This is a genomic window from Faecalibacterium sp. HTF-F, assembly GCF_023347535.1.
In the GTDB taxonomy this organism is placed as follows: Bacteria; Bacillota; Clostridia; order Oscillospirales; family Ruminococcaceae; genus Faecalibacterium; species Faecalibacterium wellingii.
This window is the reverse complement of the sequence record NZ_CP094473.1, coordinates 1,094,577-1,113,915: the sequence shown is the minus strand read 5'-3', so window position 1 is coordinate 1,113,915 and position 19,339 is coordinate 1,094,577. Positions and strand designations below refer to the sequence as shown.

Here is a 19,339-nt window from a genome sequence, read left to right as displayed (position 1 = left end):
ATAGCCAGATAGCGCAGCTTTTCGGTTTTTAGGCGGCGGTATTTTCACTCTCGGCCTCTGTCAAAAATGCAGAGGTGAGATGCAACCGGGCGGTCTTGAATTCCGGGCCTCTCATGCCCAGACGCTTTGTAAGCACCCGCATCATCAAATCGTGCTTCTGCTGCTGGGTGTACCCGCTGATAGACCTAAAGTGAAGGTTGTCGTGGTCACAGTTGATAGCCCATGCGCTCATTGCCAAGCAGAACTGAACGTATGCTTTGATGCGCCCGGCGTGGGTGGTTCCGTTGAACAGCCGGAACTCCACGGTGCCCTTTGTGAAGAATGCATGGAGGTTGATTCCGTGATACCGGGTGCTGTTGTAGTGGGAAGAATCCACACCTCCATCATATCCGTCATTCACTACGCTGTACCAGATGCGCTCTGCATCGTTCCGGCTTGCTCGGCCGTTCTTCTTCATTTCACGGAACAGGGCAGGGTTGATTTTGTGGCACCAGTGGTCTGCGCGGCTGCCGATCTGCAGGGCTTCGTAGAACAGATCCTGCCGCCCGGTGGCGAAGTTCAGCAGCCGGCAGAGGCTTTCGGGCGTGTGGTTCGCACCGTCAACATGGACGTGGATACCACAGGAGCTGTTCGCCATGGCACCCTTCTTGACCAGTGCCCGGATGACCTCTTGCAGGTCGGTGATGTCCTCATACTGGAGAATCGGGGTCACGACCTCGCAGCGGTAGGTATCGTCTGCCTCTACGATTGCACCACCTCTGCGCCGCCGGGGAGTGATGGAACCGTCTCTCATGCACTTCCATACGCGGCCTTTGCTATCCTTGGCCTCGTACGTCTGGTAGGTGCCACCTGCAAAGTGGATACCGCCGACACCGAAGTAGTTGGCGATGACGGAGGCGGCTGTTCCGCGGGAAACGCCCGTCATTTCAATCTCAACGCCGAAGTTTTGGCTCTGAATCGTGACCATCTTTGCGCCCTCCCCTTAGTGCAGCTGTGCAGCGTGCTTGTGGTAGGTGACGGTGTAGCGGCCACCGTGCTTGACGACCTTGATGTCGTCCATCTTCACGCGCCGGACACCGAACTTCTCGTGGATGTACTTTTTGACCATCGGAGCGGCCTTTGTGGTCACATCCAGCGCACTGTCATTGCTGCGGCGGCTCTTGTAGCGGTCAAACCGCTTCTCCTCGGCGGCGTTTGCTTCCTCCTCTGTGCCGTAGAATCCATCCTGTGCGCGGTTGTTCAGACGGTAGAACTTCTTGTTGCTGATGACCTCTAGACGCTCATTCCAGACGGTGTTCCAGCGGTCTTCCTGATTGGGCTTGATGTCGTCCTTGACCCGGCCAACAATCAGCTCCACACCCTCGGTGCCAAGGTAGTTGTTAAATGTGGTGAGCAGCACCCGGATGATCTCGGTGCCGTTTGTGAGGTCGATGTGAGCGACCTCGCCCTGGCTTCCGCCCATCGTTCCGGCGTTGATGTAGTAGCCCTGCGCCATGTAGCTGTTGGCTGCTGCGGTGAACTCTCGGTTGATGTCAATGAACTTCATGCTGAAAACCTCCGATTTACTCTTGACAAATCTTCAATAAAAAAATAAAATGGAGGTGCAAGGGGCTTGTGGATAACGGGCTTTTAGCGGTTAGCGGTTCAGGGTGCGATCCTGAGCCGCTTTTTTGTATGCTTCAAAGCGGGCTACCTGCTCGGCTCTGGTGAGCTTTGCAAATTCCTTGCTTGTCATGGAGCATCACCCCCTTTGGGTTGCTCCCTTGCACCTCGTAACCTCCTCTCTATGTCTATATTATACAACGAATTTCGTTGTATGTCAATAGCAAAACAACATTTTTCGTAAATATTTTTACGAAAAGCGTTGCAATTTTCAGGTAAGTGTGATATAGTGAAGAAAAGGGAGGTGCTTACATGATTCGCATCAAGTTGAAAGCCGTGCTTGCCGAAAAAGGCATCAAACAAAAGGATTTGGTCGCAATGACTGGGATTCGCCAGCCCACTCTGTCGGGCATGAACAACAACTCCGTCAAGCATATTCCGTTGGACGTTCTGGACAAGCTGTGCACCGTTCTGGACTGCCAGCCCGCAGATCTTCTGGAATTCGTGCCGGATGAGAACGAAAAAAGCCCGGACGCTTGACGCATCCGGGCAGGAGAGGTTATTTCTTGCGAGACTTGTTCACGGTCTGAGGGATGTGCCGCACCTCTTTGACCCTACGCTCCGGGTTGGGCTCTCTCACGATGAGGTCATCCAGTTCGCAGTCAAGGGCCTCGCAAATGAGGTCGAGATCATCCAGGCTGACTCGCTCTGCAAAATCGTGGTACAGCTCATTGATGGTCTGGGAGCGAATCCCTGTTGCACGTGCAAGTTCGCTCTGTGTCATCCGCCTTTCGCCGAGGCGGGTAGACAGCAAAATTCTAATCATAGCCTTTTGTCTCCTTTTACCGAAATTTTAGCCGATATGTACCCGGCTTGTCTGCATTTTGGCAGAAAACTTCATATTTCGGGAGTTTTTTCCGATTTTCGGTAAATTAAGACAGAAAAGCGCCCACACTACCGATGATGGTAACGTGGGCGCTTTTTTCATGTCAGGGTGACATTTGGAATCTCGCAAAACAAAACGAACACATTACCGACCATTTGAATGGTGGTTCTGTGTTCGTTTTGCTCTTGATTGGTGGAGAATACCGGGATCGAACCGGTGACCTCTTGCATGCCATGCAAGCGCTCTCCCAGCTGAGCTAATCCCCCAGATGTCCGTGCCGTGCCTGACGACAGGAGTAATTATACCAGCGCCTTGCCGGATTGTCAACAGCTTTTCTGGATTTTCTGCAAAAAAATTCCCGCCGGGGGAATGCCCTTCCCGGCGGGAAAAATGACTGCGAAAAAACTTACGCTCTTGCGTTCTGCCGGTCGAAGATCTGGGGTGCGACACGGATCAGGATCACCACAAGGACGGTGGTCAGGATGGCTTCCGGCAGCATGTAAGTGGCGTTGTACACGGCGCTGTACAGCCAGCACAGACCGTCCACGCTCATGCTGGAGATCCCGGGAAAGCCGACCTCGGTCATCCAGCTGAAAGCGTAGTCGTAGTCCTTCCAGACGATGTAACCGGACAGAAAGCTGCACAGGAAGCGCAGCAGGCATACCACAAAGGCACTGACACCGACACCCACGGTACGGCTGCGGAAAGGCTTTGCAATCAGGCAGGCGAAGCCCAGCACAGTGAAGGCCAGAAGGTAGTCCAGCAGCACGCAGCCCACCTGCGCCGTGAGGGTCTGGCAGTACGCCAGATTGCCAAGGCCCTGCACAAGCTGGATCAGGCTGTTGACGAAGGCGGTCATGACGCCCCACTTTGCGCCGTGGCGGTAGCTCATTACCAGAATGGGCACCATGCTGAACAGGGTGATGGAACCGCCGTGGGGCATGAGCGGGATCTGAATCATGCTCAAAACGGTGGACAGCGCGATCATCAGTGCGCCCTCCACCAGAATGCGGGTCTTGGAATAGGTTTTGGTCATAAGGATTCCTCTTCTCAGAACGATAGTACACAAAAACAAAATGCGCCCGCTTTTTAGCAGGCGCACGGGGTTTGTGAAAGAACGGACAGTTCTGCAAACTCCCACGCCGGCATTGTCCGGTCTGGTAAAAGGGTACTCCGCACAATGCGGATCTCAGCCTTTCGGCACCCCTGTTTTTATGTCCGTATAAAAGTATAGCGCATCTGGTGCAGAAGTCAAGCCCCGGCGGCACATATCTGCCCCGTCAGGCGCATAGGCTGTACCATAATACAGCAGGAGGGATCCGGGCATGAAGGGAGACCCTGAGCAGAGAGCAATACAGCTGGGCGAGTACATTGCGGCTCATCGCACCACCGTGCGGGCGGCGGCTGCGGTGTTCGGGTGCAGCAAATCCACGGTGCACAAGGACGTGGCCGTGCGGCTGCGGACGCTGCAGCCGGAGCTGTTCCGGCAGGTGCGGGCTGTGCTGGCCCGCAACAAAGCCGAGCGGCATCTGCGCGGCGGCGCAGCTACCCGGCGCAAATACAGCCGCAAATGAGAGACGGCGCGCTTTCTGTTTTTGTTCCGGAAGCGTGCCGTCTGTTTTACTGCCGGTTCTGGGGATGGAACTGGTTCAGCGCGCCCTTTTCCAACCGACTGACCTGTGCCTGACTGATGCCGATCTCCTGCGCCACCTCCATCTGGGTCTTGCCCTGCAGGTAGCGCAGCTCCATAATCTTTTTCTCCCGCGGGGTCAGCCCGGCCACCGTCTGGCGGAACTGCAGCCCGCTGATCCAGCTGTCCTCGCCATCCGGGTCCCGCACTTGATCGATCACATACATGGCGTCGCCGCCGTCGGTGTACACCGGCTCATCCAGACTGATGGGCTCCACCACCGATTCCAGCGCCGCCGTCACTTCCCGGCGGGTGAGCCCGGCGCTCTGGGCGATCTCGTCCATGGTCGGCTCGCGGCCAAGCTGCTTTTCCAGCATCTCGCGGCTCTGCATGGCCCGGTAGGCGGTATCCCGCAGGCTGCGGCTCACCCGCAGGGCATTGTTGTCCCGCAGAAAGCGCCGGATCTCGCCAATGATCATGGGCACTCCGTAGGTGGAGAAGCGCACCGGCTGGGCGGGGTCAAAATGATCGATGGCCTTGATGAGCCCGATGCACCCCACCTGAAACAGGTCGTCCAGATTTTCGCCGCGCTGGGCGAACCGCTGCACCACGCTGAGCACCAGCCGCAGATTGCCCTCCACCATCCGCTCCCGCGCAGCGGCATCGCCGGTGCGCACCCGGGCCAGAAGCTCCCGCTTTTCGGCCTCGGTCAGCACAGGCAGCTGGGCCGTGTTCATGCCGCACAGCTCCACTTTGTTGTACATCCAAACGCCCCCGGTCTGTTTTTGTTCTCACCGGGAGTATGGGATGTGCAGCGGCACTGTATGCGTGGAAAAAACTGTGCGCTTTCCCGTTTGGCAGGAAAGCGCGGCAAAATAAAAGATGACCGCCTCGAGTCCCAATCCGAGCGGTCATCTTTTCTTGACTAATCCGGTAAGGAACTAGCCGTTTGCAGGGCCAGCGCCTTTTGTAGTTTTATTATATGCGAATCAGCGCGGATTGTCAAGCCCGGCGGGCGGCAGTTCGCGTTTTTCCACTTCACTCGCTTTCCAGCTGGGCCTTTAATGTATGGATGATCCGCTTTTCCAGCCGGGAGATATAGCTCTGGCTGATGCCAAGGGCATCGGCGGCTTCCTTCTGGGTGCGCTCCACGCCGTCGGCAAGACCGAAGCGCAGCTCCATGATCTGCCGCTCCCGTGAGGACAGGCTGTCCACGGCACGGCGCAGAATGGCACGCTCGGCGTCCTGTTCCAGCCGCTGGCTGATCTGGTCCTCGTCGCTGCCAAGAATGTCCGAGAGCAGCAGCTCGTTGCCGTCGCCGTCCACGTTGAGCGGCTCGTCGATGCTGGCCTCCTGCCGGCGGTTGGAGCTTTTGCGTAAGTACATCAGGATCTCGTTGCCGATGCAGCGGCTGGCGTAGGTGGCCAGCTTGATGCTGCGCTCCGGGGTGAAGGTGTTCACGGCCTTGATGAGCCCGATGGTGCCAATGCTGATCATATCCTCGGCGGGGACCCCGCTGTTTTCGTATTTTTTGGCAAGGTACACCACCAGCCGCAGGTTGTGGGTGATCAGATCGTCCCGGGCGCAGGCGTCTCCCTCTGCCATGCGGGCCAGCAGGGCTTTTTCCTGCTCCGGGGTCAGGGGCGGCGGCAGACTGGGCGCGCCCGCCAGATAATGGGCACCGCCGCAGTATCGCAGCCGTGCAAGAAGCCGCTGCCAGAACAGCCGGAATGCAGAAATACCATGGAACATGAGATCTCCTCCTGTACATCTATAATATAAGCGTCAGCGGATGCCCAGCTGCCCGGCCAGCTCACTGTCAAGCAGTGCGGTCCAGTGCTCCGGGGGTGTTTCCGGGCGGCAGAATGCAGCCAGAAAACCCTGTGCCCGGCGGCTGCCCACGCGCAGGGCTTTGGCTGGGACCGCAGGCAGCACGCAGTGCCCGGCAATGGTGGTGCAGGGCACCAGCCGCACCCCCAGCTCCGGCGGCGGTGCCGCGCCGCAGGCAAAGTAGCTGTCCAGAAAGGTACGCAGCGCCTGCGGCAGGCCGTCGCGCACAGAGGGGTAATGCAGCAGCACCACAGCCCGCCCGCTCAGCGGGTCCTGCACCGAAAAGCCGGTGTCGCACAGCGCCTGCACCGGCAGAGCGGCACCGTCCAGCTCCAGAACGGCGGCGACGCTGCGGGGCCCTGCCCGGCCAAAGCAGAACAGCACCGCCCGCAGCATGGCCAATACGACCCCGCAGCTCAGCAGCAGCCGCCCCGGAGAAAGGGCAAGGTACACGCAGAGGTTCGCACTCTGCACGCCGGGCAGCACTGCCGCCCCGCACAGCAGCAGGTTCAGCAGCAGATACCACGCGCACAGCCGGGCAAAGCCGCGCGGGCCGGGCACACCGTAGGCAGCAGCCACAACGGCACCGCAGGTAAAGGCTTTGCAGAGCACTGCCGCCGCGCCGGGCAGCTCTGGCAGCAGGATGCCAAGGGAGAAGGCCGCTGCCGCCGCACTGCCTGCCAGCAGGCGCAGGCCGCTGCACTGCCGTGCACACAGCAGCCCGGTGCACAAAAGCAGCATTGCTGCGGCCAGAAAGTTCGTCAGCAGCAGCTCATCCAGATAGATCACAGTTTTCATAGAAAAGCCCTCACACATTCCAGTATCTTCCAATTACAGAAAAAACCATGTCGATGCGCTGAAAAGCACGGCTTTTGTAAAGATTTTGAGACCGGATTTTCACAAGTTATCACACTTTTCACATTTTTTTCAAAAAAATACTTGAATCTTTCTGGAAAGTGTGGTATATTATTGCCATCCTAGATACGGGATGCGAACCACACAAAGTGGTTTGTGGAATATTTTTTCTAATTTTGAAGGGAGAATATCATTATGATGATGCCTGCAAACTTCTCTGCTGTTGCAGAAAACGAACTGACCTACGTTGTTGGTGGTGCTTCTCTGGTTGACTACCTGGCACCCGTTATGACCGCTCAGAACTGGCAGAATGTTTCTACCAACGTGATTAAGATCGTCGGCAACACCTTCCTGGCCAACTATGTTAACGCCGCTTTCAACAGCGTGTTCGATGGCGCTTATGTCCCCGGTGACTTCATCGGCGGCGTGTTCAACACCGTGCATCGTGCATACGACAAGGGCACCCACACCTACGGCAACGGCGCTTGGGGCGCTGCTCTGGGCATCCTGAACGCTGGTATGAGCGTTGTTGGCGGCCTGTCTGCTATCTACACTCTGGGCTCTGACCCCATCGGTCTGGAAGTCAAGGGCGCTACTGCTGGTTCCACTGCTGGTGGCCTGAACAGCGGCTACTGGAACTACGGCAAGGATCTGAAGACTGTCTAATCTGTTCTGAATAAAGAATAGATTTGTGTCCGGAGGGAAACCAAAGGGCTAACATACCCCCGCACAGAATGGGAGACCGTTTTGTGCGGGGGTTTTCTTTTCGGCAGAATGCCTCTCCGGGGCTTTGACCTGTAGGTGCTTTTGCAGCTCTGAGCTGGCAAAGCCGCAAGGTTTTACATACAATTCAGTATTTCCAAAATATTGGAAAAAGTTCTATTGATCCGTAAAAAAAACGGCCATTGTAAAGACTTTGAGACCGAATTTTCACAAGTTATCACACTTTTCACATTTTTTTCAAAAAAGCACTTGAATCTTTCTGGAAAGTGTGGTATATTATTGCCATCCTAAGAAGAGTACGGGCCGCGCAAGAGCGGCTTGGAAACTTTTTTCTAATTTTGAAGGGAGAATATCATTATGATGATGCCTGCAAACTTCTCTGCTGTTGCAGAAAACGAACTGACCTACGTTGTTGGTGGTGCTTCTCTGGTTGACTACCTGGCACCCGTTATGACCGCTCAGAACTGGCAGAATGTTTCTACCAACGTGATTAAGATCGTCGGCAACACCTTCCTGGCCAACTATGTTAACGCTGCTTTCAACAGCGTGTTCGATGGCGCTTATGTCCCCGGTGACTTCATCGGCGGCGTGTTCAACACCGTGCATCGTGCATACGACAAGGGCACCCACACCTACGGCAACGGCGCTTGGGGCGCTGCTCTGGGTATCCTGAACGCTGGTCTGAGCGTTGCTGGCGGCCTGGCTGCTATCTACACTCTGGGTTCTAAGCCCATCGGTCTGCAAGTCAAGCCTGCGACGAATCCTGGCCTGAACAGCGGCTACTGGAACTACGGCAAGGATCTGAAGACTGTCTAATCTGTTCTGAATAAAGAATAGATTTGTGTCCGGAGGGAAACCAAAGGGCTGACATACCCCCGCACAGAATGGGCAACCGTTCTGTGCGGGGGTTTTGTTTTTTTTTATTTTCCGGAAAAAATCTTCCGAAAACGGTTGACAATCCGGCAAAGCGCTGGTATAATTACTCCTGTCGTCAGGCACGGCGCGGACATCTGGGGGATTAGCTCAGCTGGGAGAGCGCTTGCATGGCATGCAAGAGGTCACCGGTTCGATCCCGGTATTCTCCACCAGAAGGAAAAACACCGCACGGAAACGTGTGGTGTTTTTTGTTGCTACCGAACAAAGGAGAAACCTATGAGCTACGCGATCGTATTCAGCAGTAAAACAGGCAACACAAAATTACTGGCAGACACGCTGCACACCTGTCTGCCACAGGAAAGCTGCTGCTATTTTGGCACTCCGGACCCTGCTGCCCTGGAGGCAGACGAACTCTACGTGGGCTTCTGGACAGACAAAGGAACCGCTGACGAAAGTACTTTGGACTTTTTGAAGCAGCTGCATGGCAAAAATATCTTCCTCTTTGGCACCGCCGGTTTTGGCGGCAGTGAGGAGTATTTCAGCAAGATCCTGAAAAAGGCGGAGCGTTCACTGGACAGGAGCAACACGGTCTTCGGCCGTTATATGTGTCAGGGCAAGATGCCGCTGTCGGTACGCCAGCGGTATGAGGGCATGAAAAAGCAGCCGATCCATCTGCCCAACCTGGATGCGCTGATCGAGAATTTCGACAACGCCCTTTCTCACCCGGATGCGGATGATCTGGAACGGTTAAAGCAGGCGGTAAAATGATGAAAAGGCAGCGGCTTTCCTCAAACAGAGGAAGCCGCCGCCTTTTTTGCTTAACGGATGATCCTACGCTCCTGCCTGCAGTTCCGCGGTTCTCATCCCACGCTTCTTTTATAAAAGAACAGGTACTGCTGCACGATGCCCGCTTCCGGCCCGAACTGCGGGAACGGATCCTGCCCGGCAAACTCGTCCCGGATGAGCCGTTCGATCCAGACATCCACCGGCACACGGCCCACACGACCATAGCCGAACAGACACACGCAGTTTGCCACCTTTTTGCCCACGCCATCCAGCTCCATCAACCGGGCAAAAAGCGCTTCATCGGGCATGGAAGCCAGCTTCTTCAGGTCCAGTGTGCCCTCTGCCGCCTGCTGCGCCGCATGCAGCACGTAGCGGGTGCGGTAGCCAAGACCGCACTCCTGCAGCGCCTGCTCCCCGGCACAGCAGAGCGCTTCTGCTGTCGGGAACGCATACACAGGCCCTTCGCCATCGCTGCCCAGCCGCTCGCCAAACCGCTCCGAAAGCAGCTCTACCGCCCTGCGGATGGCCGGGATGCTCTTTCGCTGCGAGATGATGAAGCTGACCAGCATCTCCCACTCGTCCTGCCGTAGCACCCGGATGCCCCGGCCATATTCCATGGCACGCTGCAAAAAGTCGTTCCGGCTGTCCAGCTTTCCACGCAGAGCGGCATAGCTGCGGCCAAGGTCGAAGTAACCGTGCCAGAAGGTTTCCCATGCGCCCGACTCGCACCTCACCGTGTAGGTTCCGCTGCGCAGCGGTCTGAGGTAAAGCAGCTGTCTCCCGGAAACAAACCGATACCAGCCCTCCGCCTGCTTCCGGGGGCGAAAGCACTGGCCGCTTGCCAGAATTTTGTCCGGGTCGAAATCATCCCGGATCTGAACCGTTTTCTCTTCCAGCTCCATTGCCCCCATCACAGCTCCAGCTCCCGGTACACTTCACCTTCCAGCGTTTTCCAAAGGAAGGTCTCCCCTTCCAGTGTCATATAGCTATGTACACTCCCCTCCTTTGGGATGCTCACAGAACCGGGGTTCAGGTAGAGATTGTCTTCGCCGAACTCTGTCCACGCCGGAATGTGGGTGTGGCCATGCAGCAGGACATCTCCCGGAGCCAGCGGCGGCAGATTTTTCAGGTTGTGCACATGACCGTGGGTAGCGTAAACGAGCCGCCCGCTCACTGGCAGCACAGCATAGTCGGCCAGAATGGGAAAATCCAGCACCATCTGATCCACCTCAGCGTCACAGTTGCCCCGCACGCACAAAAGCGCCGGCTTCAGCCCGTTCAGGAGCGGGATGACCTCCTTCGGGGCATAGCCCTCCGGCAGGTCGTTGCGGGGGCCGTGATACAAAAGGTCCCCCAGCAAAAGCAGCCGGTCTGCTCTCTCCCGCTCAAACGCTTCGATCATTTTTTTGCAGTAAAACGCCGACCCGTGCAGGTCGGATGCGATCATCCATTTCATGGCAGGATTCTCCTTATTTTATAAAGTATCTATTTTTATTTTAGCCTCCCGGTGAAAAATGGTCAAGTCTATAAAAGTCATACTTTATCTGTTTGACCTCTTGACATCTGCCGGAAGCCGTGTTATCCTACAGTTAATAAAATTCGTGTGGATTTTTACAGCAATATGCTACTTTTCGCCACACAATGACTTCAAAAGAGCCATTGTGTGGCTTTTTTGCGTCTGCGTTTATCTTCGAGCAGTCTCGCCCTGACGATTCCGCGGCTGCAGTAATTCATTTCTTTTCTCTACAGGAGCAATGCAAACACTATGAACGAAACCTTTATGAAAGAAAAACCGGTGCTGCCGCTGTTGGTATCCATGGCGCTGCCCAATGTTATTTCCATGCTGGTGAACAGTCTGTACAACATTGTAGACAGCCTGTTCGTGGCCCGCATCAGCGAGGACGCCATGACTGCGTTGTCGCTGGTATTCCCGATCCAGAATTTTGCCAACGCCATCGCCATCGGCTTCGGTATCGGCATCAATGCCATGATCGCACTGTATCTGGGCGCAGGCGACCGCAAAAAGGCTGAGACCGCAGCCACCCACGGTATGGCTCTGAGCCTGATACACGGCATTCTCATCACCATTCTCAGCATCGCCATCATGCCGGGCTTTTTGCGCCGGTTCACCGGTGACGAAAGCCTGATCTCCTCCGGCATCACCTACTCCACCATCGTATTCCTGTTTGCCACCATCAACATGGCGGCACTGGCCTTTGAAAAGATGTTTCAGGCCGTGGGCCGCATGAAGGTGACCATGGCGGCGCTGATCTTCGGCTGTGTGTGCAACATCCTTCTGGACCCCATCCTGATCTTCGGCTTAGGCCCGGTGCCTGCCATGGGCATTGCAGGTGCAGCCCTTGCCACCGGCATCGGTCAGCTGCTGAGCCTGTGTGTCTACCTTTTCGTCTATGCCCGCACCGAGCTCCCAGTGCGCCTGCGCCGCAGCTGCCTGCGCCCGAACGCCGCACTGGACAAAAGGCTTTACGGCATCGGTGTGCCCGCCATTCTCAATCTGGCCCTGCCCTCCCTGCTGGTCACTTTCCTGAACGGACTGCTGGCGGGCTTTTCCCAGAGCTATGTGGTGGTGCTGGGCATCTACTATAAGCTGCAGACCTTCCTGTATCTGCCCGCTAACGGCATTGTGCAGGGCATGCGCCCGCTCATTGGTTACAACTACGGTGCCCGACAGCACGCCCGTGTGAAAAAGCTTTATGAGCTCACCCTCATTATGAGTGCAGCCATCATGGCAGCCGGGACCCTGATCTGCCTGTTCGCGTCCCGCCCGCTGATGCAGCTGTTCACCTCCAACCCCGAGACCATCACCATCGGCCAGACCGCCCTGCGCATCATCTGTCTGGGTTTTGTGGTTTCTGCCGTCTCCACCACCTCTTCCGGTGCCTTGGAGGGCCTTGGCAAAGGCACCGAATCGCTGGTCATTTCGCTGTGCCGCTATCTTCTTTTCATTATGCCGCTGGCCGCTGTGCTGTGCCATTTTCTGGGCGCAAACGGCGTGTGGCATGCCTTCTGGATCACCGAGGCACTTTCTGCGCTGGTGGCCTACCCGGTGTACCGCCGGGCAATTGAAAAGCGCTGAGCTTTCCTGAAAGCGCCGGACGGCGAAGGCAAAGTAAAACAAACGTCCACAGCACAAGGGAGAGCCGCAAAGGTTCTTCCTTCTTTTTTGCAATTTTTATTTGACAGCGTATAAATTCTGATGTAAAATAAATTGTTTGTTTTCCGGCATTACGGCTGGAAAAGCGCAATTTAACAGAGGATGTGGGAAAATATGATCGAAACGATCACGGCCGTCAATCATGCGGTCAACCAATTCATCTGGGGCGTACCTGCCATGGTGTGCATCATCGGCGTGGGCCTGCTCCTGAGCGTGCGCACGGGCTTTTTGCAGATCCGCAAATTCCCCTACGCCATCAAAACTACCATCGGACGCATGTTCCGCAAAAAGGATGCTTCCGATGGTGCCATGACGCCGTTTCAGGCGGTGTGCACCGCACTGGCGGGCACCGTGGGCACCGGCAACATCGCCGGTGTGGCAGGTGCCATCGCCATCGGCGGCCCGGGTGCGGTGTTCTGGATGTGGTGCTCTGCCCTGCTGGGCATGTGCACCAAGTTCGCCGAAGTCACGCTGGCGGTGTACTACCGTGAGCGCAGCGAGACCGGCGAATGGGTAGGCGGCCCCATGTACTACATTAAAAACGGCCTGAGCAAGCATTGGCAGTTTCTTGCTGTGCTGTATTCCCTGTTCGGCGTGCTGACCGTGTTCGGCACCGGCAATGCCACACAGGTAAACACCATCGTTGCGGCCGTTGACACCGCCCTGCTGGAGTATGGCATCGTGGGCAGCGGTTCTCTTTCCACCCTGAACCTTGTGGTGGGCATCATCGTGACCCTGCTGGTAGCGCTGGTGCTGCTGGGCGGCATCAAGCGTATTGGCAGCGTGAGCGAAAAGCTGGTGCCCTTTATGGCGCTGTTCTATATCGCGCTGGCCGTGGGCGTCATGGTGCTGAATTTTGAGCGTCTGCCCTATGTGTTCAAGTCCATCGTTGCCGGTGCGTTCGATCCCGCTGCCTTCACCGGCGGCACCATCGGCAGCCTGTTCGTCAGCATGCAGAAGGGCGTCTCCCGCGGCATCTTCTCCAACGAGGCCGGCCTTGGCACCGGCTCCATCGCCCACGCCTGCGCCGACACCAAAAAGCCGGTCAAGCAGGGCATGTTCGGCATCTTTGAAGTATTTGCGGATACCATCGTCATCTGCACCCTGACCGCCATGGTCATCCTGTGCAGCGGCACTCCCGTGAATTACGGCACTGCTGCCGGTGCAGAGCTGACCATCAGCGGCTTCACCACCACCTACGGCGGGTGGGCATCGGTCTTTACCGCTGTGGCGCTGTGCTGCTTTGCCTTTTCCACCATCATCGGCTGGGGCCTGTACGGTTCCCGGTTTCTGGTGTTCCTGTGCCGCAGCGATAAGGTGGCAAAGCCCTTCTTTCTGGTCTACTCCTTTGTGTCCATTCTGGGCGCAACGATGGATCTGGGCCTGCTGTGGAGCATTGCGGATACCTTCAACGGCCTGATGAGCATTCCGAACCTGCTCGCGCTGCTGCTGCTTTCCGGCACAGTGGTCAGGCTGACCCGGGAATTTTTTGCATCTGAGGGCTGATTGCCCACAACAAAAGAGGCTGTTGCGCTTTCGGCTAAAACGATGTGCAACAGCCTCTTTTATTATCCCCTTATTCTGCCCGCGTCCGGCTCTTTTCAATCCAGACAATTCATGTTACAATAGGTTCATTGGATAAACAGCACCGAAAATGGACGGAGGAAAAGGATCTTGGATTTTTATGGAACCATCGGCCCGGCCTGTGGGCAGCTGGAGACCCTGCAGCGCATGGTGGAAGCCGGCATGACCGGCATCCGCATGAATCTTTCCCACGGACCGCTGACCGCACACGCTGACTGGCTGGCAATGATCCGCGCAGCCGGCATCCGGCAGCTTCTCATCGACCTGCAGGGTCCGGAGCTGCGCATCGGCACGCTGGCAGAGCCTGTCACTCTGGTTGAGGGCAGTTCTGTACGCCTTGGCGCAGACGGCATTCCCTGCCCGGCAGCTCTGGTGCAGGCCGCTGCACCCGGACAGCAGCTTCTGCTGGACGACGGGAAACTTCTGGTGCAGGTGACGCAGACCCTGCCGGGTGCCCTTTTGTGCACAGTGGTACGCGGCGGAACGCTGCAGAGCCGCAAGAGCATTGCTGCGCCGGGCCTTGCCGTGCACTCTCCTGCCCTGACCGAAGAGGACCTGCAGAACCTGAAAATTGCAAAGCAGTGCGGTGTTACCGGCGTGATGCTGCCCTTTGTGCGCGGCAAGGCAGACATTCTGGCCCTGCGCAGCGCCTTAGAGCAGGCAGACGCAGCAGACATCCGCATTTTTGCCAAAATTGAAAACATGGCTGGGGTACGTGCCCTGCCGGAATTTCTGCACCTTGCAGATGAGATCGTCATTGCCCGGGGCGACCTTGGCAACGCCATGCCGCTGTGGGAGCTGCCCCGCTGCCAGAAGCAGCTTTCTGCTGTCTGCCGGGCTGCCGGTGTGCCTTTTATGGTGGTGACCCAGATGCTGGACAGCATGTGCACCCGCGCCGTACCCACCCGGGCCGAGGTGAGCGACATCTACAACGCCGTATTAGACGGTGCCGCCAGCGTCATGCTGACCGGCGAAACGGCCGCCGGACACTACCCGGTGCAGGCCATGGAATATCTGGTGCGCACGGCACGCACCGCGATGTGATACGTGCTGATTTAGAATGCCCTCCGCTGCGCTCTGGGCATTTTTAGCGGAATATTATTTATATTTGCCAATCGGGAAAATCTGCGGATTTTCCCGATTGGCCTTTTCACGGGAGGGCCCGTAGCGGAAAACGACATCTACAACAATTATTACAGGCTTTCCAAAATGCAGAAATGAAAGCTGCCACTCTCGGTCACGACCCCTTTCCGTGAAAAAGGGATTCCGAAAAGTCCGCAGACTTTTCGGAATCCCAAATAAAAAATAGTTCTTCCTCTGACGATGCCCAGAGCGCAGCGGAGGGCGTTTTCAAATCGTCCCGCACAGAAGTTTTTCCGCAAAAATCGGCAAAAGGATAGCTTCTTTTGTCTGCTTCCTGTATAATAAAGGTAAAATCAACTGAATTCAGAAAGGTTTATCGTTTATGGGCATCGTAGTCATCGGAGCTGTTTTTGTGGATATCAAGGGGTATCCCCTGTCTGCCTACATTCCCGGCGGACGCAACGCTGGGCGCATTGAGCAGGTGCATGGCGGTGTGAGCCGCAATGTAGTGGAAGATATCGCCAATGTAGAGCTGCGTCCTACCTTTGTCAGTCTGGTGGACGACACCGGCATGGGACAGGATGTGATCAACAAGCTGGAAAATCATAAGGTGAACACCCGCTACATCCTGCGTGTGCCGGACGGCATGGGCACCTGGCTGGCCATCTTTGACAACGACGGCGATGTGCACGCAGCCATTTCCAAGCGGCCGGACACCACTCCCCTCACCGGCCTGCTGAAGGAAAAGGGAGATGAGATCTTTGCCGACTGTGACGCCATTGCACTGGAGCTGGATCTGGAAAAGGAAACTGTAAAGCAGGTGTTGCACTATGCCAAAAAGTACCATAAGAAGGTCTTTGCTGCCATTTCCAACATGAGCATCGCTATGGAGCGCCGGGACTTTTTGCAGCAGATCGATTGCTTTGTGTGCAACCAGCAGGAAGCCGGGCTGCTCTTTTCGGACGACTACGACCACCTGAGCCCCGAGGAAATGCGCAAAGTGCTGGCTGCCAATGTACACAGTGCCAACATTCCCAGCATGGTGATCACCATGGGCGGTCAGGGTGCCGTGTACGCCCGTGCCAACGGCGGATCCGGCATCGTGCCCGCCAAGAAGGTAGACGTTCTCGACACCACCGGTGCCGGTGACGCCTTCTTCGCCGGCACAGTCATCGGCCAGACCTACGGCAAGACTCTGGCCGAGTCCTGTGAGATTGGCAGTCGTCTGGCTGCATCGGTCATCTGCATCACCGAGAACGTCTGTCCCCGCTTCCGCCCGCTGGAATTCGGGCTGGACATCCCCGTGGTGGACTGAGAAACCGTTTTCATAAGCACCTGCTATAAAGCCATCATCTAAAAAAGACAGAGGAGCTTTTATGCTGCCTCTGTCTTTTTGTCTTTTCAGTTTCCACGCAGATGCGATCCGGAAGGCCTTTTACTTTTCCTGGATCTGCTTGCCGGTCAGGTGTTCGATCGTGATCTCGTAGAGCTGTACGCCCTTGATGGCTTTTGCGATTTCTTTTTCCACCTCTTCCCTGCCGGGATAATACTTCAGGCCCAGTTCCCGCACGCGGGCCTCGGTGGCGGCTGCATCCTCGACCAGCCTGCAGCGGCCAAAGACCACTGTGCTCTGCACATAGGGGGCCCAATCGCCCGGCTCAAAGTGCTCATTGCCGTAAACGGTAAAGCAGACCTTATCGTTCTTTTTCAGTGCATCCACTTTATGTCCGGACTTTGCACCGTGAAAATAGATCTTATCCTGTTCCTGATCGTAGAAATAGTTGACCGGAATGGCAAATGGATAGCCGTCATCGCCGTTGACGGCCAGCACGCCCCGCCGGGACCGCTTCAGCAGATGTTTTGCGGCTTCCTCCGGGATTTCCCGGTTCGCTCTTCTCATGAGTCTGAACATCTTTGCTTTCCTCCCCGATATTGCACTTTCATCATAAGTAGTCTGCTGCCCTTTGGCGGTCAGCTTCCTTTGGTAATGCGGATCAGCGTTTTATCCAGCTGAATGGTGCGGTTCCATGGGTTCAGGATGATGCCGCTGATCTCCGGCACGGCTAGTGCTGCATCAAACAGCTTGTCCATATCCACAAGAAAGGTGGACTGCACCGGCTCGGCTCCCTTCAGTTCTTCCTCAAAGCTGGTGAATGCATACCACCAGCTTGCACCGTCGGCTGTCCGGATGGTCCGGAGCTGCATCTGCTCACTGCCCAAATTAGGCTCCACCGCCACGACGAACTGGCCGTGTTCCTTCATGCGCCGCCGGATGACGGTGAGGGTGTGGGCCAGCTGTTCCTGTGTGGCCTCCTGCTGCAGGGCGTACACCGCCTGCTCGATTTTTTCGTTTCCGTTCAGGCCTTCGTCTTTGGGTCGATTCATTGAAGTTGGTTCCTTTCCATTGTGTTTTGGCGGAGGGAATACGTGCAGCTCATCACAGCAGCAGATCGAACAGGCCGATCATCACCGGCATTGTGATGATGGAAAGCAGCGTGGTGAGCACATACAACGCGCTGGAATGCGCTGCATCGCGGTCGTACAGCTGGGCCATGGAGGTAACGGTGGCGCAGGCGGGGGTAATGGCGGCAAGGTACACCGTCATGAGGATGTTTTTGCCATCAGCCACCCAGCTGGAAGCATGGCAGACCAATAGCAGCACCAGCACGACCAGCGGGCACACCACAAGCCGCAGCACGGTGGGCAGGTAGTTGCGGCGGGTACAGAACACATCCCGCAGCGGCTTTTCTGCAATGGCCATACCCGCCAGCAGCATGCCCATGGGGCCTATCATATCACCCATGGTGCTCATGGTGTTCTGCAGCGGCGCAGGCAGCGCCACACGGAACCAGTACAGCAGCGCACCGGCCGCAATGGCGATCATATTGATGTTGGAAAAAACTTTTTTCCAGTCCAGCGCACGGTCGCCCTGCAAAAGAGAACTGGCATGCGTCCACAGCAGGATCAGCTGTACAATGATAAATGCGCAGGAATAGATGACATACTCATCGCCCAGCAGGGCCCTGACCAGCGGGATCACCAGCGCCGCCGCGTTGCTGTAGATCACATTCACCTGTTCCACGGCATCCAGCTTCAGCGGACGGCTCAGCAGTGCACTGATCCCCAGCAGCACTATATGGATAGCCGCCGCAATAGCCATGGAGTACAAAAGTCCCTTGCGGATCTCTGGCGTGTCGTTGATCTGGAACGCATTGATGATGACACAGGGCGTGACCAGATATACCATAACCACCGAGAGCACTTTGCTGTCACTTGCCTTCAGCAGCCCTGCTTTGACCACGGCGTAGCCCATGATCAGGATCAGAAACAGCTGCGCGATCTGCTGGGCCAAAAGAATGCTGATCTGCATTGTTTTTCCTCTTTTCCGTCTTGTGTTGTAAAAGCCCAAAAGGAGAGCCGCCTTTCTGCAAGGCAGCTCTCCCCTTTTGATTTTATTTGCCGCTTGTCAGCCGCGCCACATGCAACGCCAGATAGGCGGTTTCCTCGTTGGGCAAAAACACGCCGTACTTGCGCAGCACAAAGGTGCGTATTTTTTCCGCGCAGGTCACCGCTGCCGGATAATTCTGCTGCATCTGCTGGAACAAAAAGTCGTCCTCGCTGTCCATCAGCTTGCCGGAGAAGAACCGCTCGGCAAAATACTGCAGGTGGCTCACGAACCGCGCATAGTGGATGCTCTCGGTGCTCACCGGGCAGTGCATACTGTAGGTGACAATGTTGGACAGCTCACCGATCAGCTGCGCTGCCCGCATGGCATCGTAGCCGGCCTGCGGGTCCTGCCGGGCGTTGACGATATGGAAGGCGATGTTGCCTGCCTCTTCGTCCGGCAGCTCAATGCCAAGCTTTGCCTTTACCTTCTGCAGGCCGCGCTGGCCCACCGCGTACTCCTTGGGATAAAAATGCTTGATTTCCCAGAAGATGCGGTTGGTCACCACAAGACCCTTTTGCTGGCGCTCCACTGCAAAATGCAGGTGGTCGGTCAGCAGCAGATAGATGTGCGCCGAAAGCTTGACTCCCAGCGACTGCTCTGCGTCGTCCACAATGTCCTGCGTCAATTCCAGATAGGATGCCGGAATGCTGGAAAACAGCTCCAGCATAGGCTGTGCGTCCGGGTTGGACAATGGAAGGAACACGCGGTCTGAGGGCTTCCGTTCAATGGGCTCGCCTGCCTTGCGGCCATAGCCGATGCCCTTGCCCAGCAGGATGGATTCCTCGCCGCTGTCATCCTGCACCAGCACAACACTGCTGTTCAGCACCTTCTGAATGTGCATCGGTCCCTCCTCCTTCCGTT

General features: G+C 56.4%; 22 protein-coding genes and 2 tRNA genes. 10 read left to right on the top strand and 14 right to left on the bottom strand.

Annotated elements, in window-relative coordinates:
* Positions 1-28: 28 nt before the first annotated feature.
* Together MTP37_RS05265 and MTP37_RS05260 are read right to left on the bottom strand one after the other, a co-directional pair.
* Positions 29-967, bottom strand: coding sequence for an amidoligase family protein (locus MTP37_RS05265; RefSeq protein WP_097772640.1), 939 nt, complete (start codon positions 965-967; stop codon positions 29-31).
* A gap of 15 nt (positions 968-982) precedes the next feature.
* Complete coding sequence (locus tag MTP37_RS05260; protein ID WP_112121215.1) at positions 983-1,546, bottom strand: hypothetical protein; 564 nt, start codon at positions 1,544-1,546, stop codon at positions 983-985.
* 368 nt (positions 1,547-1,914) lie between these two features.
* Between MTP37_RS05260 and MTP37_RS05255 the strand changes: the two genes are divergently transcribed.
* Positions 1,915-2,142, top strand: coding sequence for a helix-turn-helix domain-containing protein (locus MTP37_RS05255; protein ID WP_097772642.1), 228 nt, complete (start codon positions 1,915-1,917; stop codon positions 2,140-2,142).
* 19 nt (positions 2,143-2,161) lie between these two features.
* Here the strand turns inward: MTP37_RS05255 and MTP37_RS05250 are convergent, their stop codons facing one another.
* From MTP37_RS05250 to MTP37_RS05240, 3 genes are all read right to left on the bottom strand, one after another.
* Positions 2,162-2,428, bottom strand: coding sequence for a helix-turn-helix domain-containing protein (locus MTP37_RS05250; protein WP_097772643.1), 267 nt, complete (start codon positions 2,426-2,428; stop codon positions 2,162-2,164).
* Positions 2,429-2,678: 250 nt separating this feature from the next.
* Positions 2,679-2,754, bottom strand: a tRNA-Ala gene (locus MTP37_RS05245).
* 140 nt (positions 2,755-2,894) lie between these two features.
* Positions 2,895-3,524, bottom strand: coding sequence for an energy-coupled thiamine transporter ThiT (locus tag MTP37_RS05240; RefSeq protein ID WP_249238465.1), 630 nt, complete (start codon positions 3,522-3,524; stop codon positions 2,895-2,897).
* A 289-nt stretch (positions 3,525-3,813) separates the two neighbouring features.
* On the opposite strand from MTP37_RS05240, the gene MTP37_RS05235 reads away from it, so the two are divergent.
* Complete coding sequence (locus MTP37_RS05235; protein ID WP_249238464.1) at positions 3,814-4,062, top strand: sporulation transcriptional regulator SpoIIID; 249 nt, start codon at positions 3,814-3,816, stop codon at positions 4,060-4,062.
* Between the two features lie 46 nt (positions 4,063-4,108).
* On the opposite strand, the gene sigG is transcribed toward MTP37_RS05235, so the two are convergent.
* The 3 genes from sigG to MTP37_RS05220 all read right to left on the bottom strand — a co-directional run bounded on the left by sigG (position 4,109) and on the right by MTP37_RS05220 (position 6,746).
* Complete coding sequence (gene sigG / locus MTP37_RS05230) at positions 4,109-4,882, bottom strand: RNA polymerase sporulation sigma factor SigG (protein ID WP_249238463.1); 774 nt, start codon at positions 4,880-4,882, stop codon at positions 4,109-4,111.
* Positions 4,883-5,156: 274 nt separating this feature from the next.
* Entirely contained in the window at positions 5,157-5,870 is a 714-nt protein-coding gene (sigK, locus tag MTP37_RS05225; RefSeq protein WP_249238462.1) for an RNA polymerase sporulation sigma factor SigK, read from the bottom strand.
* 33 nt (positions 5,871-5,903) lie between these two features.
* Positions 5,904-6,746 carry a sigma-E processing peptidase SpoIIGA gene (locus MTP37_RS05220; RefSeq protein WP_249238461.1) on the bottom strand — a complete coding sequence of 281 codons (843 nt, stop codon included), beginning with the start codon at positions 6,744-6,746 and terminating at the stop codon, positions 5,904-5,906.
* 252 nt (positions 6,747-6,998) lie between these two features.
* Between MTP37_RS05220 and MTP37_RS05215 the strand changes: the two genes are divergently transcribed.
* The 4 genes from MTP37_RS05215 to bilS all read left to right on the top strand — a co-directional run bounded on the left by MTP37_RS05215 (position 6,999) and on the right by bilS (position 9,170).
* Positions 6,999-7,469, top strand: coding sequence for a hypothetical protein (locus MTP37_RS05215; protein WP_249238460.1), 471 nt, complete (start codon positions 6,999-7,001; stop codon positions 7,467-7,469).
* A 414-nt stretch (positions 7,470-7,883) separates the two neighbouring features.
* Positions 7,884-8,342, top strand: coding sequence for a hypothetical protein (locus tag MTP37_RS05210; RefSeq protein ID WP_249238459.1), 459 nt, complete (start codon positions 7,884-7,886; stop codon positions 8,340-8,342).
* 196 nt (positions 8,343-8,538) lie between these two features.
* Positions 8,539-8,614: transfer RNA gene (locus MTP37_RS05205), tRNA-Ala, on the top strand.
* A gap of 64 nt (positions 8,615-8,678) precedes the next feature.
* Positions 8,679-9,170: a flavodoxin family protein BilS gene (gene bilS / locus MTP37_RS05200; protein WP_249238458.1), complete on the top strand. Its 492-nt coding sequence runs from the start codon at positions 8,679-8,681 to the stop codon at positions 9,168-9,170.
* A gap of 92 nt (positions 9,171-9,262) precedes the next feature.
* Here bilS and MTP37_RS05195 read toward each other — a convergent pair whose 3' ends face one another.
* Together MTP37_RS05195 and yfcE are read right to left on the bottom strand one after the other, a co-directional pair.
* On the bottom strand, positions 9,263-10,099 hold the full coding sequence (locus MTP37_RS05195; protein WP_249238701.1) for a DNA-3-methyladenine glycosylase family protein: 837 nt from the start codon (positions 10,097-10,099) through the stop codon (positions 9,263-9,265).
* Positions 10,099-10,644 carry a phosphodiesterase gene (yfcE, locus tag MTP37_RS05190; RefSeq protein WP_249238457.1) on the bottom strand — a complete coding sequence of 182 codons (546 nt, stop codon included), beginning with the start codon at positions 10,642-10,644 and terminating at the stop codon, positions 10,099-10,101. The genes MTP37_RS05195 and yfcE overlap by 1 nt, the downstream gene beginning before the upstream one ends.
* Positions 10,645-10,953: 309 nt before the next feature.
* On the opposite strand from yfcE, the gene MTP37_RS05185 reads away from it, so the two are divergent.
* The 4 genes from MTP37_RS05185 to MTP37_RS05170 all read left to right on the top strand — a co-directional run bounded on the left by MTP37_RS05185 (position 10,954) and on the right by MTP37_RS05170 (position 16,345).
* Positions 10,954-12,285 carry an MATE family efflux transporter gene (locus MTP37_RS05185; protein WP_249238456.1) on the top strand — a complete coding sequence of 444 codons (1,332 nt, stop codon included), beginning with the start codon at positions 10,954-10,956 and terminating at the stop codon, positions 12,283-12,285.
* Positions 12,286-12,477: 192 nt separating this feature from the next.
* A complete protein-coding gene (locus MTP37_RS05180) occupies positions 12,478-13,869 on the top strand; it encodes an alanine/glycine:cation symporter family protein (protein ID WP_249238455.1) in 1,392 nt (463 codons plus the stop codon).
* Between the two features lie 168 nt (positions 13,870-14,037).
* Positions 14,038-14,991 carry a pyruvate kinase gene (locus MTP37_RS05175; protein WP_249238454.1) on the top strand — a complete coding sequence of 318 codons (954 nt, stop codon included), beginning with the start codon at positions 14,038-14,040 and terminating at the stop codon, positions 14,989-14,991.
* Positions 14,992-15,412: 421 nt separating this feature from the next.
* A complete protein-coding gene (locus MTP37_RS05170; protein ID WP_249238453.1) occupies positions 15,413-16,345 on the top strand; it encodes a carbohydrate kinase family protein in 933 nt (310 codons plus the stop codon).
* Positions 16,346-16,465: 120 nt separating this feature from the next.
* Here the strand turns inward: MTP37_RS05170 and MTP37_RS05165 are convergent, their stop codons facing one another.
* From MTP37_RS05165 to MTP37_RS05150, 4 genes are all read right to left on the bottom strand, one after another.
* Positions 16,466-16,942 carry a pyridoxamine 5'-phosphate oxidase family protein gene (locus MTP37_RS05165; protein WP_249238452.1) on the bottom strand — a complete coding sequence of 159 codons (477 nt, stop codon included), beginning with the start codon at positions 16,940-16,942 and terminating at the stop codon, positions 16,466-16,468.
* 59 nt (positions 16,943-17,001) lie between these two features.
* Positions 17,002-17,415 (bottom strand): SseB family protein, encoded by a 414-nt coding sequence (locus tag MTP37_RS05160; RefSeq protein ID WP_249238451.1) that lies wholly within the window; start codon positions 17,413-17,415, stop codon positions 17,002-17,004.
* 52 nt (positions 17,416-17,467) lie between these two features.
* The gene (locus tag MTP37_RS05155) at positions 17,468-18,400 is read right to left on the bottom strand and encodes an AEC family transporter (protein ID WP_249238450.1); all 933 of its coding nucleotides are present in this window, start codon (positions 18,398-18,400) and stop codon (positions 17,468-17,470) included.
* An 82-nt stretch (positions 18,401-18,482) separates the two neighbouring features.
* Positions 18,483-19,319 carry a PRD domain-containing protein gene (locus tag MTP37_RS05150; protein ID WP_249238449.1) on the bottom strand — a complete coding sequence of 279 codons (837 nt, stop codon included), beginning with the start codon at positions 19,317-19,319 and terminating at the stop codon, positions 18,483-18,485.
* Positions 19,320-19,339: the final 20 nt, after the last annotated feature.

Excerpts from the sequence above, each read along its gene's own strand:
- MTP37_RS05265 (WP_097772640.1), bottom strand. The coding sequence starts at position 967 with ATGGTCACGATTCAGAGCCAAAACTTCGGCGTTGAGATTGAAATGACG.
- MTP37_RS05260 (WP_112121215.1), bottom strand. The coding sequence starts at position 1,546 with ATGAAGTTCATTGACATCAACCGAGAGTTCACCGCAGCAGCCAACAGC.
- MTP37_RS05255 (WP_097772642.1), top strand. The coding sequence starts at position 1,915 with ATGATTCGCATCAAGTTGAAAGCCGTGCTTGCCGAAAAAGGCATCAAA.
- MTP37_RS05250 (WP_097772643.1), bottom strand. The coding sequence starts at position 2,428 with ATGATTAGAATTTTGCTGTCTACCCGCCTCGGCGAAAGGCGGATGACA.
- MTP37_RS05240 (WP_249238465.1), bottom strand. The coding sequence starts at position 3,524 with ATGACCAAAACCTATTCCAAGACCCGCATTCTGGTGGAGGGCGCACTG.
- MTP37_RS05235 (WP_249238464.1), top strand. The coding sequence starts at position 3,814 with ATGAAGGGAGACCCTGAGCAGAGAGCAATACAGCTGGGCGAGTACATT.
- sigG (WP_249238463.1), bottom strand. The coding sequence starts at position 4,882 with ATGTACAACAAAGTGGAGCTGTGCGGCATGAACACGGCCCAGCTGCCT.
- sigK (WP_249238462.1), bottom strand. The coding sequence starts at position 5,870 with ATGTTCCATGGTATTTCTGCATTCCGGCTGTTCTGGCAGCGGCTTCTT.
- MTP37_RS05220 (WP_249238461.1), bottom strand. The coding sequence starts at position 6,746 with ATGAAAACTGTGATCTATCTGGATGAGCTGCTGCTGACGAACTTTCTG.
- MTP37_RS05215 (WP_249238460.1), top strand. The coding sequence starts at position 6,999 with ATGATGATGCCTGCAAACTTCTCTGCTGTTGCAGAAAACGAACTGACC.
- MTP37_RS05210 (WP_249238459.1), top strand. The coding sequence starts at position 7,884 with ATGATGATGCCTGCAAACTTCTCTGCTGTTGCAGAAAACGAACTGACC.
- bilS (WP_249238458.1), top strand. The coding sequence starts at position 8,679 with ATGAGCTACGCGATCGTATTCAGCAGTAAAACAGGCAACACAAAATTA.
- MTP37_RS05195 (WP_249238701.1), bottom strand. The coding sequence starts at position 10,099 with ATGGGGGCAATGGAGCTGGAAGAGAAAACGGTTCAGATCCGGGATGAT.
- yfcE (WP_249238457.1), bottom strand. The coding sequence starts at position 10,644 with ATGAAATGGATGATCGCATCCGACCTGCACGGGTCGGCGTTTTACTGC.
- MTP37_RS05185 (WP_249238456.1), top strand. The coding sequence starts at position 10,954 with ATGAACGAAACCTTTATGAAAGAAAAACCGGTGCTGCCGCTGTTGGTA.
- MTP37_RS05180 (WP_249238455.1), top strand. The coding sequence starts at position 12,478 with ATGATCGAAACGATCACGGCCGTCAATCATGCGGTCAACCAATTCATC.
- MTP37_RS05170 (WP_249238453.1), top strand. The coding sequence starts at position 15,413 with ATGGGCATCGTAGTCATCGGAGCTGTTTTTGTGGATATCAAGGGGTAT.
- MTP37_RS05165 (WP_249238452.1), bottom strand. The coding sequence starts at position 16,942 with ATGTTCAGACTCATGAGAAGAGCGAACCGGGAAATCCCGGAGGAAGCC.
- MTP37_RS05160 (WP_249238451.1), bottom strand. The coding sequence starts at position 17,415 with ATGAATCGACCCAAAGACGAAGGCCTGAACGGAAACGAAAAAATCGAG.
- MTP37_RS05155 (WP_249238450.1), bottom strand. The coding sequence starts at position 18,400 with ATGCAGATCAGCATTCTTTTGGCCCAGCAGATCGCGCAGCTGTTTCTG.
- MTP37_RS05150 (WP_249238449.1), bottom strand. The coding sequence starts at position 19,319 with ATGCACATTCAGAAGGTGCTGAACAGCAGTGTTGTGCTGGTGCAGGAT.